This is a genomic window from Streptomyces sp. 13-12-16, assembly GCF_002114215.1.
Taxonomy (GTDB): domain Bacteria; phylum Actinomycetota; class Actinomycetes; order Streptomycetales; family Streptomycetaceae; genus Streptomyces.
Genome location: NZ_NCTE01000033.1, coordinates 1 through 19907, shown reverse-complemented (window position 1 = coordinate 19907; position 19907 = coordinate 1). Strand labels below are relative to the sequence as shown.

The 19907-nt window shown below is 71.1% G+C and carries 15 protein-coding genes; 4 read left to right on the top strand and 11 right to left on the bottom strand.

All coding sequences use genetic code 11. From position 1 onward, the window contains the following. The 3 genes from B7767_RS01610 to B7767_RS01600 form a co-directional block, all read right to left on the bottom strand. The coding region (locus B7767_RS01610) for an ADP-ribosylglycohydrolase family protein (protein WP_085570501.1) at positions 1–621 on the bottom strand (621 nt) is incomplete at its 3' end. Between the two features lie 31 nt (positions 622–652). Next, positions 653–1312 carry a histidine phosphatase family protein gene (locus tag B7767_RS01605; RefSeq protein ID WP_085570500.1) on the bottom strand — a complete coding sequence of 220 codons (660 nt, stop codon included), beginning with the start codon at positions 1310–1312 and terminating at the stop codon, positions 653–655. Positions 1313–1430: 118 nt separating this feature from the next. Beyond that, the gene (locus B7767_RS01600) at positions 1431–2036 is read right to left on the bottom strand and encodes a YdbC family protein (RefSeq protein ID WP_085570499.1); all 606 of its coding nucleotides are present in this window, start codon (positions 2034–2036) and stop codon (positions 1431–1433) included. Between the two features lie 157 nt (positions 2037–2193). Here B7767_RS01600 and B7767_RS01595 point away from each other — a divergent pair, with 157 nt between their 5' ends. Beyond that, positions 2194–2727, top strand: coding sequence for a TerD family protein (locus B7767_RS01595; protein ID WP_085570498.1), 534 nt, complete (start codon positions 2194–2196; stop codon positions 2725–2727). A gap of 120 nt (positions 2728–2847) precedes the next feature. On the opposite strand, the gene B7767_RS01590 is transcribed toward B7767_RS01595, so the two are convergent. Together B7767_RS01590 and nrdR are read right to left on the bottom strand one after the other, a co-directional pair. Further along, positions 2848–5742, bottom strand: coding sequence for a vitamin B12-dependent ribonucleotide reductase (locus tag B7767_RS01590; protein WP_085570497.1), 2895 nt, complete (start codon positions 5740–5742; stop codon positions 2848–2850). A gap of 165 nt (positions 5743–5907) precedes the next feature. After that, a complete protein-coding gene (gene nrdR / locus B7767_RS01585) occupies positions 5908–6465 on the bottom strand; it encodes a transcriptional regulator NrdR (protein WP_085570496.1) in 558 nt (185 codons plus the stop codon). Positions 6466–6995: 530 nt separating this feature from the next. Here nrdR and lexA point away from each other — a divergent pair. Beyond that, positions 6996–7775 carry a transcriptional repressor LexA gene (lexA, locus tag B7767_RS01580; protein WP_030227721.1) on the top strand — a complete coding sequence of 260 codons (780 nt, stop codon included), beginning with the start codon at positions 6996–6998 and terminating at the stop codon, positions 7773–7775. Between the two features lie 149 nt (positions 7776–7924). Here lexA and B7767_RS01575 read toward each other — a convergent pair whose 3' ends face one another. From B7767_RS01575 to B7767_RS01560, 4 genes are all read right to left on the bottom strand, one after another. Continuing rightward, positions 7925–9913 (bottom strand): ATP-dependent DNA helicase, encoded by a 1989-nt coding sequence (locus B7767_RS01575; RefSeq protein WP_085570495.1) that lies wholly within the window; start codon positions 9911–9913, stop codon positions 7925–7927. A 228-nt stretch (positions 9914–10141) separates the two neighbouring features. After that, positions 10142–10813 carry a GNAT family N-acetyltransferase gene (locus tag B7767_RS01570; protein ID WP_085570504.1) on the bottom strand — a complete coding sequence of 224 codons (672 nt, stop codon included), beginning with the start codon at positions 10811–10813 and terminating at the stop codon, positions 10142–10144. Continuing rightward, positions 10708–12555 (bottom strand): IucA/IucC family siderophore biosynthesis protein, encoded by a 1848-nt coding sequence (locus B7767_RS01565; RefSeq protein ID WP_085570494.1) that lies wholly within the window; start codon positions 12553–12555, stop codon positions 10708–10710. Before B7767_RS01565 ends, B7767_RS01570 begins: the two co-directional genes overlap by 106 nt. A 34-nt stretch (positions 12556–12589) precedes the next feature. Continuing rightward, positions 12590–13798 (bottom strand): aminotransferase class III-fold pyridoxal phosphate-dependent enzyme, encoded by a 1209-nt coding sequence (locus B7767_RS01560; RefSeq protein WP_373408173.1) that lies wholly within the window; start codon positions 13796–13798, stop codon positions 12590–12592. A 304-nt stretch (positions 13799–14102) separates the two neighbouring features. Between B7767_RS01560 and B7767_RS01555 the strand changes: the two genes are divergently transcribed. Together B7767_RS01555 and B7767_RS01550 are read left to right on the top strand one after the other, a co-directional pair. Further along, positions 14103–15320: a serine protease gene (locus tag B7767_RS01555; RefSeq protein ID WP_085570493.1), complete on the top strand. Its 1218-nt coding sequence runs from the start codon at positions 14103–14105 to the stop codon at positions 15318–15320. A 96-nt stretch (positions 15321–15416) separates the two neighbouring features. Then, a complete protein-coding gene (locus B7767_RS01550; RefSeq protein ID WP_085570492.1) occupies positions 15417–16625 on the top strand; it encodes a serine protease in 1209 nt (402 codons plus the stop codon). Positions 16626–16691: 66 nt separating this feature from the next. Here the strand turns inward: B7767_RS01550 and hflX are convergent, their stop codons facing one another. After that, complete coding sequence (hflX, locus tag B7767_RS01545; protein ID WP_085570491.1) at positions 16692–18185, bottom strand: GTPase HflX; 1494 nt, start codon at positions 18183–18185, stop codon at positions 16692–16694. A gap of 158 nt (positions 18186–18343) precedes the next feature. Next, entirely contained in the window at positions 18344–19816 is a 1473-nt protein-coding gene (locus B7767_RS01540; protein ID WP_085570502.1) for a M1 family metallopeptidase, read from the bottom strand. Positions 19817–19907 lie beyond the last annotated feature (91 nt).

The window sequence follows — 19907 nt, the reverse complement described above, 5'->3', positions numbered from 1 at the left end:
CCGGCGCAGCCCCGCGCCGACCGCGCTCCTCGCGGGCACCAGCGCGATGACCCCGTCGAGGAGGGCCTCCGACCCGGGCGGCCCGCCGGGCGCGGCGACCAGCGCGGCCGCCGCGGCGACGGCCATGGCACCGACCACGGCCTCACGATGCTGGTGCGTGGGGTAGGCGGAGATCTCGGCCTGGTGAGTGGCCTGCTCCGGGTCGTCCGCGTACCAGGCGCCCAACGGCGCGATCCGCATCGCGGCGCCGTTCCCCCACGACCCCTGCCCGTTGAAGAGCGCGGCGGCGAGTTCCCGCCAGTCGCCGCCTTCGCGGACCAGCCGCAGCAGCCGGTTGACCGCGGGCCCGTAGCCCCGATCGAAGTCGTGATGCGTGGCGAAGGACCGCGCGAGGGCGTCCTGGTCGATCCGGTGGTGCGCGGCCAGGACGGAGACGACGGAGCACGCCATCTCCGTGTCGTCCGTCCACTGCCAGGGCGCCGGAGGCAGTTCGCGGCGCTTGAGCAGCGGGTAGTTCACCGGCACGAAGAACTGGGAACCGAGCGCGTCCCCCACGGACACGCCGCGCAGGCTGGCCAGGGCGCGGTCCAGGCGCCCGGCGGGAGAGGAATCAGCGGTCATCGCCCTGCCACTCTATCCGGTGACCCTCTGTCTATCCGGTGATCCCGTAGGGTTCCGGATCCCGCCAGCGCCCGAAGGGCCGGTCGAGGGTGTACTTGCCGTTCTCCCCCAGAACGAGCATGCGCATCTCGGCGTTCCCCGGGTTCGACAGCGACTCGAACTCCGCCACGGTCCAGTGGAACCACCGCATGCAGAACAGCCGCATGGCCAGGCCGTGGGTGACGATCAGGACGTTCGGGGGGTGGTCGGGGGCCTCGAAGCTGCGGAACAGGCTCTCCAGGAAGCCGCCGACCCGGTCGTAGACGTCGGCTCCGGACTCCCCCTGGGCGAACCGGTAGAAGAAGTGCCCGTAGGCGTCGCGGTAGGCCTTCTGCAGACGCACGTCCTCACGGTCCTGCCAGTTGCCCCAGTCCTGCTCGCGCAGCCTCGGCTCCTCGCGCACGCGTATCCGCTCCGGGTCGAGCCGGAAGGCGCTCAGTGTCTGGTGCGTGCGGCGGTAGGGGGAGACGTAGACGCTGACGCGTTCACGGCCGAAGAGTTCCCGCAACCGCTCACCCGTCTCCTCCGCCTGCAGTCTGCCCCGCCCGGTCAGGGCCAGGGCGTGATCGGGTTCGCGCTCATAGACGGAGTCATCAACATTGCCCGTTGATTCGCCGTGTCGGACAAGGACGATGCGCCGTGGTCGTGCCATGCCGAAACCCTAGATCGGGTGACGGCCGGACGAGCACCCGTGCGGGCCCCATACGGCGTAGGTCACACACGTCCCGCACTTCGCGTCACACCGGTACGCACCGTTCCGCGTCCTGGGATCAGACCGTCCAGGCCGGTTCCATCTCCACGATGTCCCCCGCGAGGGCCGCGACGTCGGCCTCCGTCTGCGCCCGCAGGGCGAGGCGCTCCACCCGCTCGGTGCGGTACTTGCCGTGCTCCGCGGCCGACCGCCACATCGACAGCACCAGGAACTCGTGCCCCGGCGCCTCTCCGAACAGTCCCCGGACCATGCCGGGCGAGCCGGCCATGGCCGGGTTCCAGACCTTCTCCTGCATCAGCACGAAGTGCTCCGACCGCTCCTCGTGCACGCGGCACAGCGCCACCCTGAGCAGGTCGGCGTCCGTGAAGCGCGGTTCGAAGCCGGTCTTCACGTCGAAGCGGTGGTCGAAGAGCCTGACCTGGGCGTCCTTGAACGTGCCCGACTGGGCCGAGGCGAGCCGGTCGTGGGAGCGGGCCATGAACGAGTCGTAGAAGGCACGGCTCTCCCAGAAGGAGAAGACGTGCGCCACGTCCGGCCGCCCCCGGCTCCAGCCTCCGCCCTGCCCGCGAAACCCCGGCTCCCCCAGAAGCCCCGCCCACTTCCGCTGCCCCCGCTCGAACCCGCGGCGGTCCACCACGGTGCAGCGAATCCACTTGACCAGCACCGCGCCATCGTAAGGCCAGGGAGCGTGGCGCCGGTCACCCTCGGAGTGACTGCTTGTCGTCGTCCGCCACCACGCGCGTGGCAGGATGGACAACCCGCCGGGAACGCCCGGCAATCGGGGTGAGCGGGCAGGACGGTCACGGGGAAGGGGAAGACTGGTGAACGGCCTCAACAAGGGCATCCGCAAGGTCGAGATCGCGCTGAGGTGGGACCCGAGTCCGTCGGGGCAGCCCTCCACCGACCTGGACCTCGTCGCCGCGCCCTATCCGGCGGGCGACACTCACGGCACTCCCGCTTACGTGGTGCACTTCGACAGTCGTTCCCCCGACGGCACCATCACGCTCAACCGGGACAGCAAGGACGGCCAGGGCTTCGGCTACGACGAGGTCATGACGCTGGAGCTGGACCGGCTCGACCAGCGGTACGCGCGCGTGGTGGTCGGCGTCGTCATACAACAGCACCAGGGCCGGCGGACGTTCTCCGGGGTGGGCAACCCCGGTCTGCGCGTCCGCGAGGGCTACACCGTGCTGGCCGAGGACGACTTCGGCGGTGTCCTCGGGGCCACGGCGGCGACGGTCGCGGAATTCGTCCGGGACGGCTCGGGAGCCTGGGAGTTCCGCCCCGGTGTCCAGGGGTTCGAGGGCGATCCGGCGGACTTCACCCGTGCGATGGGGGCGTCGCGCCGGTCCTGACCCGCAAGGAACACCGGGCCTGGCCCGCGAAGAACACCGAGGGCGGTGGCGCCGGAACACCGGCACCACCGCCCTCAGCCGTTCCGCACGTCCGGGCAGCACCCGGACGTGCCGGTCACGTCAGCTGCAACCGCTGGTCGAGCCGCAGCCCTCGCAGATGTAGCAGGAACCGGCGCGCTGCATCTTCGTACCGCAGGAGAAGCACAGCGGGGCGTCCGCCTGGATGCCCAGCTGCATCTCGACCAGCTCGGCGCTGGTGTGGGCCTGCTTCGGGGCCGGCTTGGCCACCTCGGCCTCGGCCTTCGGCGTGGCCACCGCCTTCAGCTCCTGGGCCCGCGGCGCGGACTGGGCCAGGCCCTCGACGTCGACCTCGTCGTCGGACTGCTCGTACGAACCGGTCTCCAGGTGACGCTGACGCTCCTCGGCGGAGTGGATGCCGAGCGCGGAGCGCGTCTCGAAGGGCAGGAAGTCCAGCGCCAGGCGGCGGAAGATGTAGTCGACGATCGACTGCGCCATCCGCACGTCCGGGTCGTCCGTCATGCCGGCCGGCTCGAAGCGCATGTTCGTGAACTTCGAGACGTACGTCTCCAGCGGCACGCCGTACTGGAGGCCCACCGAGACGGCGATGGAGAAGGCGTCCATCATGCCCGCGAGCGTCGAACCCTGCTTCGACATCTTCAGGAAGACCTCGCCGAGACCGTCGTCCGGGTAGGAGTTGGCGGTCATGTAGCCCTCGGCGCCGCCGACCGTGAAGGAGGTGGTGATGCCGGGGCGGCCCTTCGGGAGGCGCTTGCGGACCGGGCGGTACTCGACGACCTTCTCGACCGCGGCCCGGATCGTCTCCTCGGCCTTCTCGGTGACCTCGGCCTTCTCCTTCTCCTTGGTCTTCGCGGAGAGCGGCTGGCCGACCTTGCAGTTGTCGCGGTAGATGGCGAGCGCCTTGACGCCCAGCTTCCAGGCCTCGAAGTAGATCTCCTCGACCTCCTCGACGGTCGCCGTCTCCGGCATGTTGACCGTCTTGGAGATGGCGCCGGAGATCCAGGGCTGGATCGCGGCCATCATGCGGACGTGGCCCATCGGGGAGATGGCACGCTCGCCCATGGCGCAGTCGAACACCTCGTAGTGCTCCTGCTTGAGACCGGGGGCGTCGATCACATTGCCGTTCTCGGCGATGTGGGCGACGATCGCCTCGATCTGCTCCTCCTGGTAGCCCAGGCGGCGCAGGGCCTGCGGGACGGTGCCGTTGACGATCTGCATCGAGCCGCCGCCGACCAGCTTCTTGAACTTCACCAGCGCCAGGTCGGGCTCGACACCGGTGGTGTCGCAGGACATCGCCAGACCGATGGTGCCGGTCGGGGCGAGCACGGACGCCTGGGCGTTGCGGAATCCGTTCTTCTCGCCGACGCGGATCACGTCCTGCCAGGCCTCGGTGGCGGCGGCCCACACCGGGGTGTCCAGGTCGTCCATGCGCACGGCCGTGCCGTTGGCGTCGGCGTGCTGCCTCATGACGCGCTGGTGGGCGTCGGCGTTGCGGGCGTAGCCGTCGTACGGGCCGACGATCGCGGCGAGTTCGGCGGAGCGGCGGTACGCCGTACCCGTCATCAGGGAGGTGATGGCGCCGGCGAGGGCGCGGCCGCCGTCGGAGTCGTAGGCGTGGCCGGTCGCCATCAGCAGGGCGCCGAGGTTGGCGTAGCCGATGCCGAGCTGGCGGAAGGCGCGGGTGTTCTCGCCGATCTTCTGGGTCGGGAAGTCCGCGAAGCAGATCGAGATGTCCATCGCGGTGATGACCAGCTCGACGACCTTCTGGAAGCGCTCGGTCTCGAACGACTGGTTGCCCTGGCCGTCGTCCTTGAGGAACTTCATCAGGTTCAGCGAGGCCAGGTTGCAGGACGTGTTGTCCAGGTGCATGTACTCGCTGCACGGGTTCGACGCGGTGATCCGGCCGGACTCGGGGCAGGTGTGCCAGTTGTTGATGACGCCGTCGTACTGGATGCCCGGGTCGGCGCAGGCCCAGGCGGCCTCGGCGAGCCTGCGGAAGAGCGCCTTGGCGTCGACCTCCTCGATGACCTCGCCGGTCATCCGGGCGCGCAGGCCGAACTTGCCGCCCTGCTCGACCGCCTGCATGAACTCGTCGTTGACGCGGACCGAGTTGTTGGCGTTCTGGTACTGGACGGAGGCGATGTCGTCGCCGCCCAGGTCCATGTCGAAGCCCGCGTCGCGCAGGACGCGGATCTTCTCCTCTTCCTTGACCTTGGTCTCGATGAAGTCCTCGATGTCCGGGTGGTCCACGTCGAGGACGACCATCTTGGCCGCGCGGCGGGTGGCGCCACCGGACTTGATCGTTCCGGCGGAGGCGTCGGCTCCGCGCATGAAGGAGACCGGGCCGGAGGCGTTGCCGCCGGAGGACAGCAGCTCCTTGGAGGAGCGGATCCGGGAGAGGTTCAGGCCGGCGCCGGAGCCGCCCTTGAAGATCATGCCCTCTTCCTTGTACCAGTCGAGGATCGACTCCATGGAGTCGTCGACGGACAGGATGAAGCAGGCGGAGACCTGCTGCGGCTGGGGCGTGCCCACGTTGAACCACACGGGGCTGTTGAAGCTGAAGATCTGGTGCAGGAGGGCGTACGCCAGCTCGTGCTCGAAGATCTCGGCGTCGGCGGACGAGGCGAAGTACCTGTTGTCCTCGCCGGCCTTCCGGTACGTCTTCACGATGCGGTCGATCAGCTGCTTGAGGCCGGTCTCGCGCTGCGGGGTGCCCACGGCGCCCCGGAAGTACTTGCTGGTGACGATGTTGACCGCGTTCACCGACCAGAAGTCGGGGAACTCCACGCCGCGCTGCTCGAAGTTGACCGAGCCGTCGCGCCAGTTGGTCATGACGACGTCACGGCGCTCCCAGGCCACCTCGTCGTACGGGTGGACTCCGGGAGTGGTGTGGATGCGCTCGACACGCAGCCCCTTGCCGGCCTTGTTGCTCTTGGCTCGGGAACTCCGTGCCGGACCGCTCGCCGTCTCTGTCATGCCGCCTCCCTGTACGGGCAAAAACGCCCTGAAGTGCCCCGTTTGTTCCCGTGGCACGGTGTTCTGTCTGGTGCTGCGGGCACATGCTCGTCTGCCCGCAACAGGTCTTCTCATCGCCGCCGCCCGGCCGGTCCCCGCGTCTGCCGCGCGGGGCCGGCCCGCCGGTCAGTCGGCGGCGGGAGCGGGTTCGGGGACCCGAGCGGTCCCGCCGGACCCGCTGTCGTCTTCCTGGTCCCCCGGGGCGGCTCCCTCGCCGCCCCCGTCACCCGCGGCGGGCCGTTCCGCCCGCCTGAGTTCCGCGATCGCGGCCTCGAAGTCCTCCAGCGAGTCGAACGCCCGGTAGACGGACGCGAACCGCAGGTAGGCGACGAGGTCGAGTTCCTGCAACGGGCCGAGGATGGCCAGTCCCACGTCGTGGGTGGTCAGCTCGGCGCTTCCGGTGGCCCGCACCGCCTCCTCGACGCGCTGCCCGAGCTGGGCGAGGGCGTCCTCGGTGACGGGCCGCCCCTGGCACGCCTTGCGCACACCGTTGATGACCTTGGTGCGGCTGAAGGGCTCGGTGACTCCGGACCGCTTGACCACCATGAGCGAACACGTCTCCACGGTCGTGAAACGACGGGAGCAGTCCGGACACTGGCGGCGCCTGCGGATCGACGTGCCGTCGTCGGTCGTACGGCTGTCGACGACACGGCTGTCGGGGTGCCTGCAGAAGGGGCAGTGCATGAACTCCCAACCCTCCTCACAGCAGACTCAATGGCCTCACGAGGCCTCTTGGGCCTCACGAAGCAGCACCAGCATAGGCGATCGCGGAGGGCCCGAAGACCCGGGGGACCACAACTTCTGGGCTGCTGCCGCAATCCAACCACTAGATGTGGGGATTGGCTCATACATCCACACCGCACACGCGTGTCGCGCACGCCGGGGCGGACAGGACACGCCGGACGCCGCACGATGAGGGGGATGCCGTGCCGGAGGCGGGGAGGAGGCGTGCGACTCCCGAAGAGAGCGGGGGCCGCTTCACGCTCCACGGGGCGTCCGGTGGCAGACTGAGGACCGCCGCCGCGAGGTCATCGCCCCGGCGGTGAAGGGTACAACAATCGGCCCGTTTGTCCGGCGGGAAGCGTGGCGACCAATACACCTCGACAAGAGATCACGTACAGCAATTCGCGATTTTTCACTCGAACGTGTGTTTGGCGCAACCTTTCGAAAGCAACTACCGTTGTGCTGCAGGGAGACCATCGAGAGGGGCCGACGTGACCACCACCGCAGACAGTGCCGCCATCACTGCCCAGGACCGCCCCCAGGGCCGGATCGAGCCGGTGCACGCGATGAACGAAGCCACGAATCCCGAGGGGCACAAGCGCTCCCTGCCGGGCCGACCTCCCGGCATCCGGGCGGACAGCTCAGGACTCACCGACCGCCAGCGCCGGGTGATCGAGGTCATCAGGGACTCGGTGCAGCGTCGCGGCTACCCGCCGTCGATGCGCGAGATCGGCCAGGCGGTCGGTCTCTCCAGCACCTCCTCCGTGGCCCACCAGCTGATGGCCCTGGAACGCAAGGGCTTCCTGCGCCGCGACCCGCACCGCCCGCGCGCATACGAGGTGCGGGGCTCCGACCAGGCCGCCTCCGTGCAGCCCACGGACACCGCCGGCAAGCCGGCCGCGTCCTACGTACCGCTGGTCGGCCGTATCGCCGCCGGTGGCCCGATCCTCGCCGAGGAGTCCGTCGAGGACGTCTTCCCCCTGCCCCGGCAGCTCGTCGGTGACGGTGAGCTGTTCGTACTGAAGGTCGTGGGCGACTCCATGATCGAGGCCGCGATCTGTGACGGCGACTGGGTGACGGTCCGCCGCCAGCCGGTCGCCGAGAACGGGGACATCGTCGCGGCCATGCTCGACGGCGAGGCGACCGTCAAGCGCTTCAAGCGGGAGGACGGCCACGTCTGGCTGCTCCCGCACAACGCGGCCTACGAGCCCATCCCGGGTGACGACGCGACCATTCTGGGCAAGGTGGTGGCCGTTCTGCGACGCGTCTGAACACGGCGCGGGGCCGGCCCGGAGCGCCGCCCCGCCCCCTGACCGGGCCCCGGAACCCCTGCGCCGGTTCCGGGGTCCTGTGCTGTCCGGACGGGCCCGACCGCGGCCGCTGCCGCCGGTCGGTGGCGCGCCGCGGCACGCCACCTTCCTCACTGCGCCGCCGTCCCGGCCTCCGCCCCCTGTGCCGCCGCGTCGATCGCGGCCAGCGACTTCCTGACCTGGTTGCGGTCCGTGGTGTACCAGAAGTCGGGCAGCGAAGCCTTCAGGTAGCTGCCGTACCGGGCGGTGGCCAGCCGCTGGTCCAGTACGGCCACCACGCCCCGGTCGCCCGAGGCGCGTACGAGACGGCCGGCGCCCTGTGCCATCAGCAGCGCCGCGTGGGTGGCGGCGACCGCCATGAAGCCGTTGCCGCCGGCTTCCTCCACGGCCTTCTGGCGGGCGCTCATCAAAGGGTCGTCCGGGCGCGGGAAGGGGATCTTGTCCATGACCACCAGCTGGCAGCTCGGACCCGGTACGTCGACCCCCTGCCACAGCGACAGCGTGCCGAAGAGGCAGGTCTTCGGGTCGGCCGCGAAGTTCTTGATCAGTTCGCCGAGCGTCTCCTCGCCCTGGAGGAGGATCGGGAACTCCGGGATGCGGGAGCGCAGCTCCTCGGCGGCGAGCTGAGCGGCCCGCATCGAGGAGAACAGCCCCAGGGTGCGGCCGCCCGCCGCCTGGATCAGCTCGGTGAGCTCGTCCAGCATGTCCCCGCGGTCACCGTCACGGGCCGGGCGCGCCAGATGCTTCGCGACGTAGAGGATGCCCTGCCGGGGGTAGTCGAACGGCGAACCGACGTCGACGCCCTTCCACTGGGGGAGGTCATCGCCTTCGGCGCCCTCGGGACCGAGCCCCAGGGACGCTCCCACGCCGTTGAAGTCGCCGCCCAGCTTCAGCGTCGCGGAGGTCAGGATCACGGAGCGGTCGGTGAAGAGCTTCTCCCGCAGCAGACCCGAGACGGACATCGGGGCGACCCGCAGGGACGCCCCGAAGCGGTCGTGCCGCTCGTACCAGACGACGTCCCACTCGGAGCCGTTCGTGATCCGCTCCGCCACGTCGTGGACGCCCTCCACGGAGGCCAGCGCCTGTTTGCGGACCGCGTCCTCGTCCTGGACGGACTTGTCGCGGGTGCTGCCGATGGCGGAGATGACGGTGCGGCAGGCGTCGCGCAGCGCCATGAGCGCGTATCCGAGGTCCTCCGGGATCTCCTCCAGCCGGCCCGGAAGGGCCAGCTCCATCAGCCGTTCGAACCCTTCCGCGGCAGTCTGGAGCTGGTCGGCGGCCTTCTCGTTGACGAGCTTCGCGGCACGCCGCACCGCACGGTTGACCTGCCCGGGGGTGAGCTCCCCCGTGGCGACTCCGGTGACCCGGGAGACCAGCTCGTGGGCCTCGTCGACGATCAGCACCTCGTGCTGCGGAAGCACCGGCGCGCCCTCGATGGCGTCGATCGCGAGCAGGGCGTGGTTGGTGACGACGACCTCGGCCAGCTTGGCGCGCTCGCGGGCCGTCTCGGCGAAGCACTCGGCGCCGTAGGCGCACTTCGTGGCGCCCAGGCACTCCCGTGACGACACCGACACCTGGGACCAGGCCCGGTCGGACACGCCCGGCGTGAGGTCGTCCCGGTCGCCGGTCTCCGTCTCGTCGGACCAGTCACGCAGGCGCAGCAGGTCCTGGCCCAGCTTGCTGGTGGGCGCGGCCGCCTCGAACTGGTCGAAGAGGCCCTCCTCCTCGTCCTGCGGCACGCCCTCGTGCAGCCGGTGCAGACAGAGGTAGTTGGAGCGGCCCTTGAGCATCGCGAACTCCGGGCGGCGGCGCAGCAGCGGATGCAGCGACTCCACCGTGCGCGGCAGGTCCCGCTCCACCAACTGGCGCTGCAGGGCCAGGGTGGCCGTCGCCACCACCACCCGCTCCCCCTGCGCGAGCGCGGGCACCAGATAGCCGAGCGACTTTCCGGTGCCGGTACCGGCCTGGACCAGTAGGTGGGCGTTGTCGTCGATCGCCTCGGCGACGGCTTCGGCCATGGCCACCTGGCCGGGGCGCTCCGTGCCGCCGACGGCGGTGACGGCGGCGTGCAGGAGTTCGGAGAGTGAGGGCTTCGTCATAGCGCGACCACCCTACGACCCGGCACTGACATTCGTGCGATCACGGCGGGGGCTGGGGACGTGGTCAAGACGGGACTCCTCTGTCGGGCGGTGTGAGGGCTGCGAGGTCGCCGGGGTGCGGGACGGACGGATCGTGCCGGGGCCCGTGGCCCGGACATTGCCGCGGCGCGAGTGGGAACCGTGGCGGCGTGAGCGGTGTACCACATACGAGAGCGCGGTGACGGAGCGCTACATCAGATGACACAGGGAGCGGTCCCGGACCATGAGGGCGGCCCGTTTGGTGGGCAGATCGACCTCGGCCGAGAAGTAGAAACCGGCGTTGAGGAAGGCGGTGACGGAGGGGATGTTGCGAAGGTCGGGCTCCGCGACGACGCGTGGCGAGGCGGGCCTCCTGGCGAGGGCGAGGTCGGTGACCGTCCTGAGCAGGATGCTGCCGAGGCCCCGCCCCCGGTCGCCGACGGCACCGATGAGGACGTGGAGGCCGGTGTCGTGCGGTCGGGCCGGGTAGTGGTGGGCCAGGGGATCGAGATCCGCGCGGTAGATCTCCCAGTAGCTCATCGGCGTTCCGTCCAGGACACCGAGGCACGGAACGCTGTGTCCGTCGCCGGTGAGCTGGGACCGCACGTGGTCGGCCGTCACGGCCGGCGGTCCGGCGAGTTCCCAGAACATGGCGACGGCGGGGTCGTTCATCCACCGTGCCAGAAGGAGCAGATCGCGTTCGACACGGACGGGGACCAGTTGGAACAGGCCTGCGGAAGTCCTGGCCGGGCCCCAGTCACCGATGAGGGCGGACATCATGAGTGCAGGGGGTTGGCGATGGTGACGTAGACGGACTGGGTGTCGACCGGGCCGACGAGTTCGTCGAGGCCGTGCAGCCGGGTCAGCAGGTTCGCCTTGCAGCGCAGGACGGGTGAATCCAGCAGACGGGTGGGCAGGGTGCTGCTCGTCCGGGCCGGTCCGGACGAGACTCCGGTGAGGAACCGGCGGAGGGCGGCGAGCAGCAGCCGTTCGTCGGCCAGGCGCTGTGAGCCGAAGGCGCCGATGAGACCGAGGACGTTGTTGATGCCCAGGTAGTAGGCGAAGCGTTCGTCGGTGACCTCGTCGGAGACGAAGGTGTCGCTGTGCTCCCCGATGCCGGGCAGCCGGGCGTCGAGTTCCGGGCGTCGCGACGCACGGAAGTAGTAGCCCTGGTTGTCCCGGTACCGTCCGCCCACGGGCCAGCCGTCGACGTCCAGCAGAAGCAGGGTGTTCTGCTGGTGTGCCTCGAGGGCGATGCCGGCCTCTCCGTCCAGCCACAGCACGGGCCGCACCACGTGTTCCAGGTACCGCAGGAACCACTCGGCGGCGACGGCCCCGGACGGCCGCCCCGTGCGAGCGGCGAGGCGGGTGACGATCTCGGCCAGCCGGGATCCCGTACGGCCACCGGGGCGGGGCCGCGGCGAGAGCAGTCCGGCGACGCAGGCGACGTCGTCGTGCGGTCGGAACGGGTTGTGCCGGATCACCGCGTCGAGTCCGGGCACGGGGTCACCGGCCAGCGTGTTCACGGCGATCCAGGCCGGGTCCCGGACGATGTCGAAGCCGGGGTGCGCGGCCCGCCACCGCTGGGACAGTCCGGTGCGCAGCAGACGGTGGACCTCGACCCCTCGGTGGAGTTCCTTACGGAGGTTCTCCCGGCGGGAGTTGGTGATGCGCAGGCCCAGCGACAGCTTGAGCATGGCCGGGGCGCCGGTTCGGTGGACGGTGCGTACCGAGGAGGTGGGGTACCAGAGGTCGCCGTGGCCGCCGAGGTCGTGGAGCAGTCCGGCGTCCAGCAGCGCGGCGGTCTCGGGGCGGTGGCGGACCTGACGCAGTTGCCAGGGGTGCACGGGGAGAGCTGCGTAGCCGTCGGGCAGCGGCAGCCCGGGGCCGGCGAGACGCGCGGTGAGACGGGCCGCGGTGACGGGGCGTCCGCGCTCGGTCCAGGCGGAGTCGGCGGCGAGCAGAGACGGGGCGACGGCGATCCAGCGCAGCGGGAAGGAGCCGCGGGACTCGGGCGAGTACCGGTGTGCCTCGGCGTCGGAGAGGTCCTCGCGGCTCTTCGGGGCCGGGTGCAGCGGATGTCCGAGGACGAGTGACTGTTCGGCGGCGAGGAAGAGGTCGGGGTCGTCGGCCGTGTCCGCCCGTCGGTCGCCGATGAAGGCGGCGGCACGCCGTACGGAGTCGGCGACCCGCGCGACCAGGTCGGTGCCGTCGCCGGCCGGTGGCCGTGCCGGTGCCGGAATGCCGGTGTTCTCCCTGCTGAGGAGGGCGGCGAGCAGGACGGCGTCGACGGGTGGGGCGGGGTCGGGGGCGTCGGCCAGATAAGGCAGGCCGAAGCGGTGCCAGCCCGTGGGGGACCAGTACAGGACGGGGACGAGGAGGGCCGTGCCACTGGCCGGCAGGGGGAGGCACAGGATGTCACTGCCCGGAGCGCGGACGCGGGTTTCGCGTACCCAGCAGCGCAGAAGGTTCTCCGTGGCCGCCGCCTGGGCCGCCCCGCGCGGGTCGGGATGGTCCAAGGGGCAGGCGCCGGTGCCTCTGAGCCAGCCGGTGCCGGGCAGTTTCCGGTGCTGGTGCGGTACCAGGGAGCTCGGGCGGTCGGCGGGTGCGGGGGTCGTGTGCAAGGCGGTTCCTCGTGGGGGTGGTGCGGTGGCGGGGTCAGCCCGTCCGTGCGGGACGGTCTTCGGGGGCGCCGGCCTCCTCCTGCGTGCCGTGGCGGTGGGCGGGGCGGTCGCGAGCCGCCGTGTGCAGGGCGTCGGCGAGCCGGTCCAGGACCGCGGCCGCCTGTTCCTCCGTGATCGTCAGGGGCGGGAGCAGCCGTACGGCGCTCCCGCGGGGGCCGCCCAGGTCGACGATCAGACCGCGTCGCAGGCACTCCCGCCGTACGACGGCAGCCAGTTCGGGTGCGGCGGGGCGGTGTCGGTGTGGGCCGTCGGGCGCTGTCTCCGGGTCCACCAGCTCGATCCCGATCAGCAGCCCCCACCCCCGCACGTCCCCCACACAGGCGAGTTCACCGGCGAGCGTTCGGATCCGGTCCAGCATGGTGGCGCCCAGAGCGGCGGCGTGTCCGGCGAGGCCGTTCTCGCGGACGTGGGCGAGGGTCGCCGTGCCCGCGGCCATGGCGAGTTGGTTGCCGGTGTGGGTGGGAGGACCGAGCAGGTCGAGGTCGTCACGGTGGACCACGACGGCCAGCGGCAGGCCGCCCCCGACGGCCCCGGACAGCACCATCGCGTCCGGTGCGGTGCCGCCGCGCTCCACCGCCCAGAAGGTGCCGGTCCGTCCGACACCGGTGAGTGTCTCGTCGGCGATCAGGGGGACGGGACGGGCGTCCGGCACCGGCTCCACGATCGCCCCGGCAGGACGACGCGCATCCGGTGCGGTGTCGTCGAGGGCGGACTCCATTCGGCGGGCGGCGGGTTCGGCTCCGCGCTCGCCACCGGTCCGTCCGGTCGCCGTCCGTACGAGCCGGAGGGCGGTCGCCACCGCGTCGTCGCGGCCCGGCCCGCAGAAGCGCACGCGGGCGCGTTCGGCGAGACCGGGTGGCAGGGTGCGCGACAGTTCGGTGACGAAGGCGTCCTTCACCGAGGTCGCCAGGCCGGGGACGTCGAGCGGCGCGCCCGAGTCGATGATGCCGCGGATCGCCTCCAGCACGACGGGGTGGCTGTGCCCGAGCGCGAGGGTTCCCGCACCGGAGAGGCAGTCCAGGTAGCGGCGGCCGTCCGCGCCCTCGATGGTCATCCCGCGCGCCCGCACCGGGACGATCGGCAGGGCGCCGGGCTCCCGCCCCTCGTACGTGGATTCCGCCACCGTCCTCCGCCCTCCCCTGCTCCCGCCGAACCACGGCACGGGGAAGCCGCGTGCGGGCAGCGGACCCCCCACCGCTACCAACCGCGGACCACCCACCGGGTTACGGGTTGCCCCGGGATCGCCGGCCCCCTGGGCCGGCGATCCCGGGGTCCACCGGCCTCAAATCGGCGCATCTCCGGACGATCGGCCAGGTCAGGGGGCTTGTAGCCGAACCGTTGCCGTTCCGTCGGACGTCCCCCACAGCGAGCGCATAGTGTGTGGTGCCGTTCCCGAAGTCCGTGGGAGCGTCCCCGAACTCCGTACGAACCAGGGGCGGGACCACGGCCGAAGCACCAAGTACGTTCATTCCAGGGGGAGTCAGATCATGCGATCCATACGGCCGTCGTCCACCGCCCGCCGAGGGGGGAGAACGCGCCGGACCTCCCCCGTCCTGACCGCTGTCGCGCTCGCCTCGGCGCTCGCCCTCACCGCCACCGCCTGCGAGTCGGGGGACACCGACGCGAGCGCCGAGACCTCCGCGACCGCCGCGGCCGACGACGGCAAGCTCAAGATCCCGGACGACATCAAGGACCGGCTCAAGGAGCACGGGATCGACCTCGACAAGTGGAAGAACGGCGCCTGGAAGGACTGGAGCAAGGACGACTGGCTGCGCGAGGCGCAGGACTACGTCAACCCGATCATCGAGGGCCTGTGGGACCCGGACCGCATGCGGGACGCGGAGGAGCCGGACCAGGAGGTCGACGAGAGCGACATCTCCGGTGACCAGGGCGTGACGGACCCGACCCCGGAACCGGTGCGGGCGGAGGCCATCGCCCCGTCCTACCACGCCAACGCCCCCACGGCGGGCAAGGTGTTCTTCGACTCCCCCGAGGGCACGATGGTCTGCTCGGCCACGGTCGTGCAGGATCCGGCCAACCCGGGCAAGTCCAACATGGTGTGGACGGCGGGCCACTGTGTGCACGCGGGCAAGAAGGGCGGCTGGTACCGCAACATCGCCTTCGTGCCGTCGTACAACGACGCGGGCAAGTCGGCGAAGGAGCTGGAGACCGCCACGAAGGAGGAGGTCGCTCCGTACGGTGTCTGGTGGGGTGACTGGGCGCAGACCTCGGACCAGTGGATCGAGCAGGGCGGCTCCACGGGCGGTGACGGCGCCTCGTACGACTTCGCGGTCATCCATGTGACGCCGGAGAAGGACGGTGACGGCAAGTCGCTGGAGGAGACGGTCGGTTCGGCGCTGCCGGTGGACTTCGACGCTCCCGCGGTGCCGGAGGTGGAGGAGATCACGGCGATCGGTTACCCGGCCGCCCCGCCGTACGACGGCCAGGCGCTGTACAACTGCCAGGACGAGCCGGGCCGGCTGTCGCTCAGCGCGTCGGACCCGACGATGTACCGCATCGGGTGCAGCATGACCGCCGGTTCGTCCGGTGGCGGCTGGGTCGCGACGGGTTCGGACGGGAAGCCGGCGCTGGTGTCCAACACCTCCATCGGCCCGGTGACGTCGGGCTGGCTGGCCGGTCCGCGACTGGGTGACGAGGCCAAGGGCGTGTACGACGCGGTCAGCGGGAAGTTCGCCGGGCAGTGACCGGCGCGTCCGGTCCCGCGTGCCACCGCCGCGGGACCGGACGGAACATCAGTACGCGGTACGACATTCATTCGTTTCAACGGGGGTCATCGCACCATGGGTTCCACACGTACGCCCGCGCCGTTCGGGCGTGGCCGGCGCACCGTCCTCACCGCCGCCGGCCTGGTCGCCGCCCTGGCGCTCACCGCGACCGCGTGCGGCGGTTCCGAGAAGGACGAGGCGAACGACAAGCCCGACGCCACCACCTCGCAGGCCGCCGACAGCGGCAGCGGAGAGGTGAAGATCCCGTCCGACATCGCGGACCGGCTCAAGGAGCACGGGATCGACGTCGACAAGTGGAAGAACGGCGCCTGGAAGGACTGGGACAAGGACAAGTGGCTCAGTGAGGCCGAGGACTTCGTCAACCCGGTGATCGAGGGCCTGTGGAAGCCCGACCGGATGCGGTCCGCGAAGGAAGCCGACAAGACCGTCTCGGTCAAGGACGCGACGGCGGCCCAGGACGTCAGCGACCCGGAGCCGGCCCAGGTCCGGGCGGAGGCCGAGAAGACGCCGTACCACGAGAACGCGGCGCCGGTCGGCAAGGTCTTCTTCGACTCCCCGGAGGGCCCCGCCGTCTGCTCCGGCACCGTGATCAAGGACGTGAACCACCCGGGCAGGTCCAACCTCGTCTGGACGGCCGGGCACTGCGTCCACGCCGGTGGCAACGGCGGCTGGTACCGCAACCTCGTCTTCGTGCCGGCCTACAACGACCTCGGCCGGTCCTCGGCGGACCTGGGCAGCGCGAGCGCCACCGAGATCGCCCCCTACGGCAACTGGTGGGCGGACTGGGCCTCGACGTCCAACGGCTGGATCCAGGGCGGTTCGCAGTCCGGCGGCGACGGAGCGGCGTACGACTACGCGGTGCTGCACGTGAAGCCGGAGCAGGGCGCCAAGTCCCTGGAGGAGACGGTCGGCGCCGCGCTGGACGTGGACTTCTCCGCGCCGTCCGCGGCGGAGGCGGGCGAGATGGGCGCCTGGGGCTACCCGGCCGCGCCGCCCTACGACGGCCTGCAGATGTTCAAGTGCCTCGACGCTCCGGGCCGGTTCTCGCTCGGCTCCGGTCTGCCGACGATGTACCGCATCGGCTGCTCCATGACCGGCGGTTCGTCCGGCGGCGGCTGGTTCCGGGTGCTGAACGGCAAGACGGTGCTGGTCTCCAACACCTCGATCGGCCCGATGGACAACACCTGGCTGGCGGGCCCGCAGCTCGGCCAGGACGCCGAGGCGCTGTACCAGAACATGAGCAAGACCTACGGCGGTCGGTGATCCGCACATGACGAAGGCCCGCCCCCGCGTGAGCAGGGGGCGGGCCTTCGCTCTGCCGTGAGTGGCTCAGCCGGCCGGGGCCGGAACGTACGGCGTGAGTTCCGCCGCCAGCTCCTCGTGCACCCGGACCTTGAGCAGGGTGCCCTCCGGGGTGTGCTCCTCGGAGATCACCTCGCCCTCGTCATGGGCGCGGGCGACCAGCTTGCCGTGGGTGTACGGCACGAGCGCCTCGATCTCCACGGACGGGCGGGGCAGCTCGTTGTCGATCAGCGCGAGCAGCTCCGTGATGCCCCGGCCGGTACGGGCCGAGACCGCGATGGAGCGCTTCTCCGTCCGCAGCAGCCGCTGGAGGGTCAGCGGGTCGGCCGCGTCGGCCTTGTTGATCACGACGATCTCGGGTACGTCGGTGGCGCCGACGTCCCTGATCACCTCGCGCACGGCGGCGAGCTGCTCCTCGGGGACCGGGTGCGAACCGTCCACCACGTGCAGGATCAGGTCGGCGTCGCCGACCTCCTCCATCGTGGAGCGGAACGCCTCGACCAGGTGGTGCGGCAGGTGCCGGACGAACCCGACGGTGTCGGCCAGCGTGTACAGCCGCCCGCTGGGGGTCTCGGCCCGGCGCACGGTCGGGTCGAGGGTCGCGAACAGGGCGTTCTCGACCAGGACGCCCGCGCCCGTGAGGCGGTTGAGCAGCGAGGACTTGCCGGCGTTGGTGTAGCCCGCGATGGCCACGGACGGCACCTTGTGACGCCTGCGCTCCTGGCGCTTGATCTCGCGGCCGGTCTTCATCTCCGCGATCTCCCGGCGCATCTTCGCCATCTTCTCGCGGATCCGTCGCCGGTCCGTCTCGATCTTGGTCTCACCGGGACCACGGGTGGCGAGGCCGCCGCCCTTGCCGCCGCCCATCTGCCGGGACAGCGACTGACCCCAGCCGCGCAGTCGCGGCAGCATGTACTGCATCTGCGCGAGCGCGACCTGCGCCTTGCCCTCGCGGGACTTGGCGTGCTGGGCGAAGATGTCGAGGATCAGGGCCGTGCGGTCGATGACCTTGACCTTGACGACGTCCTCGAGGTGGATCAGCTGGCCGGGGCTGAGCTCACCGTCGCAGATGACGGTGTCCGCGCCCGTGTCGAGCACGATGTCGCGCAGCTCCTGCGCCTTGCCGGAGCCGATGTAGGTGGCGGCGTCGGGCTTGTCGCGGCGCTGGATCACACCGTCGAGGACGAGGGCGCCGGCCGTCTCCGCGAGGGCGGCGAGCTCGGCCAGGGAGTTCTCCGCGTCCTGCACGGTTCCTGAGGTCCACACACCGACGAGCACGACCCGCTCCAGGCGGAGCTGCCGGTACTCGACCTCGGTGACGTCCTCGAGCTCGGTGGAGAGGCCCGCGACACGGCGCAGGGCCGCGCGCTCGGAGCGGTCGAACTGGTCGCCGTCCCGCTCTCCGTCGACCTCGAGGCTCCAGGCGACGTCCTCTTCCATCAGGGCATCGGCCCGAAGACCCTCGGGGTAGGTGTGCGCGAAGCGCTTGGTGTCCTGGGAAGGGGAAGAAGAGGAGGTCATTGGGTCCTTACGTCGTTGGGTAACCGTATGGGCGACGGAGCCGGTCCGTGGGACCCTCCGTCACTGTCCACAACGTCCGGGGGGTTCGGGAGATTCCCGTGGCCCGTGCTGTGCGGACTCGACGATGGTCGCACGGTACGGCCCGTCTCGTCACCGTGTTATTCCCGGACCGCGCCCGGTCGATGCGCGGGCGTGACCGGCCGCCGGGCGGGTGTCGCGGACCGGGCCGCGGACTTCCATTCCGGGTGGCCGGGCATCGGCGGGGTCGTGGCCCCGTACAGCCAGGGGTGCAGGAAGCCGGTCAGGTCGCGTCCGGCGGTGCGGGACGCCAGCCGGACGAAGTCGGAGGTGGAGGCCGTGCCGTCGCGGTGGCGGGTGACCCAGTCGCGCTCCAGGCGTTCGAAGGCGGCGCGGCCGATCTCCTCGCGCAGGGCGTACAGCACGAGGGCGGCGCCGGAGTAGATGTTCGGCCGGAAGAGGTCGATCTTCCGGCCGGGATCAGGGGGCTCGGGCGCGGCGGGCGGTCCGCCGGCCGCGCGCCAGCCGTCGGACGCCTCGTAGGCGGCCTTCATCCGGGCCTCGAGGGTTCTGCCGCCCCGCTCCTCGGCGTACAGCGCCTCGTACCAGGTGGCGTGCCCCTCGTTGAGCCACAGGTCGGACCAGGTGCGGGGGCTGACGCTGTCGCCGAACCACTGGTGGGCCAGCTCGTGCATCATGATCGACTCGACGTACCAGGCGGGGAGGGCCGGATCGGTGAACAGGTCGCGTTCGAAGAGGGAGAGGGTCTGGGTCTCCAGCGCGAAGCCGGTGGACGCGTCGGCGAGGAGCAGGCCGTAGGTCTCGAACGGGTAGCGGCCGGCCCTCTCCTCCATCCAGGAGATCTGGGCGGGGGTCTTCGCCAGCCATGGTTCGAGCTCCGCGCGGTGGGCGGTGGGCACGACGTCCCGCAGGGGCAGCCCGTGCGGGCCGGCGTGGTGCAGGACGGTGGAACGGCCGATGGAGACCTGCGCGAGTTCGGTGGCCATGGGGTGGTGGGTCCGGTACGTCCAGGTGACGGCCCCGCGCGTGCGGCCGACGCCGGTCGGCAGGCCGTTGGCGACGACCGTGTGGCTGTCGGGGGCGGTGATCCGGAAGGTGAACATCGCCTTGTCCGAGGGGTGGTCGTTGCACGGGAACACCAGGTGGGCGGCGTCGGCCTGGTTGGCCATGGCGAGGCCGTCCGCGGTGCGCACCCAGCCGCCCTCGCGGTCTTCGGCGGCCACGGGGTCGCTGGTGTGCCGGACGGTGATCCGGGCCCGCTCGCCCTCGTCCAGGTGGTCCTCGGGTGTGATCACCAGGTCCTCTCCGGCACTGGTGAAGCCGGCCCGGGTCCCGTCGACCTCGACGGAGCGGACCGTGCCGTGGGCGAAGTCGAGGTTGATCCGGTCCAGGCCGGTGGTGAGGCGGGCGTCGATCGTGGTGACGGCTTCGAGCGGCCGGTCGTTGCGGCCCGGGTAGTCGAGGGCGATGTCGTACGACAGCACGTCGTACCCGGGGTTGCCGAGGTACGGGAAGAGCCGGTCACCGATGCCGAGCGGGACGGCGGGCGCACTCGCGGCGACCAGGCAGACGGAGACGGCGGAGGCGAGCAGCGCGGCGACCGCCCGGCGCCGACGCGCGTGACCGCCCCCGGCGCGGGCGCTCCGTTCCCGGGCGGCCTGGCTTCGGGGCTCCTGGACCTGG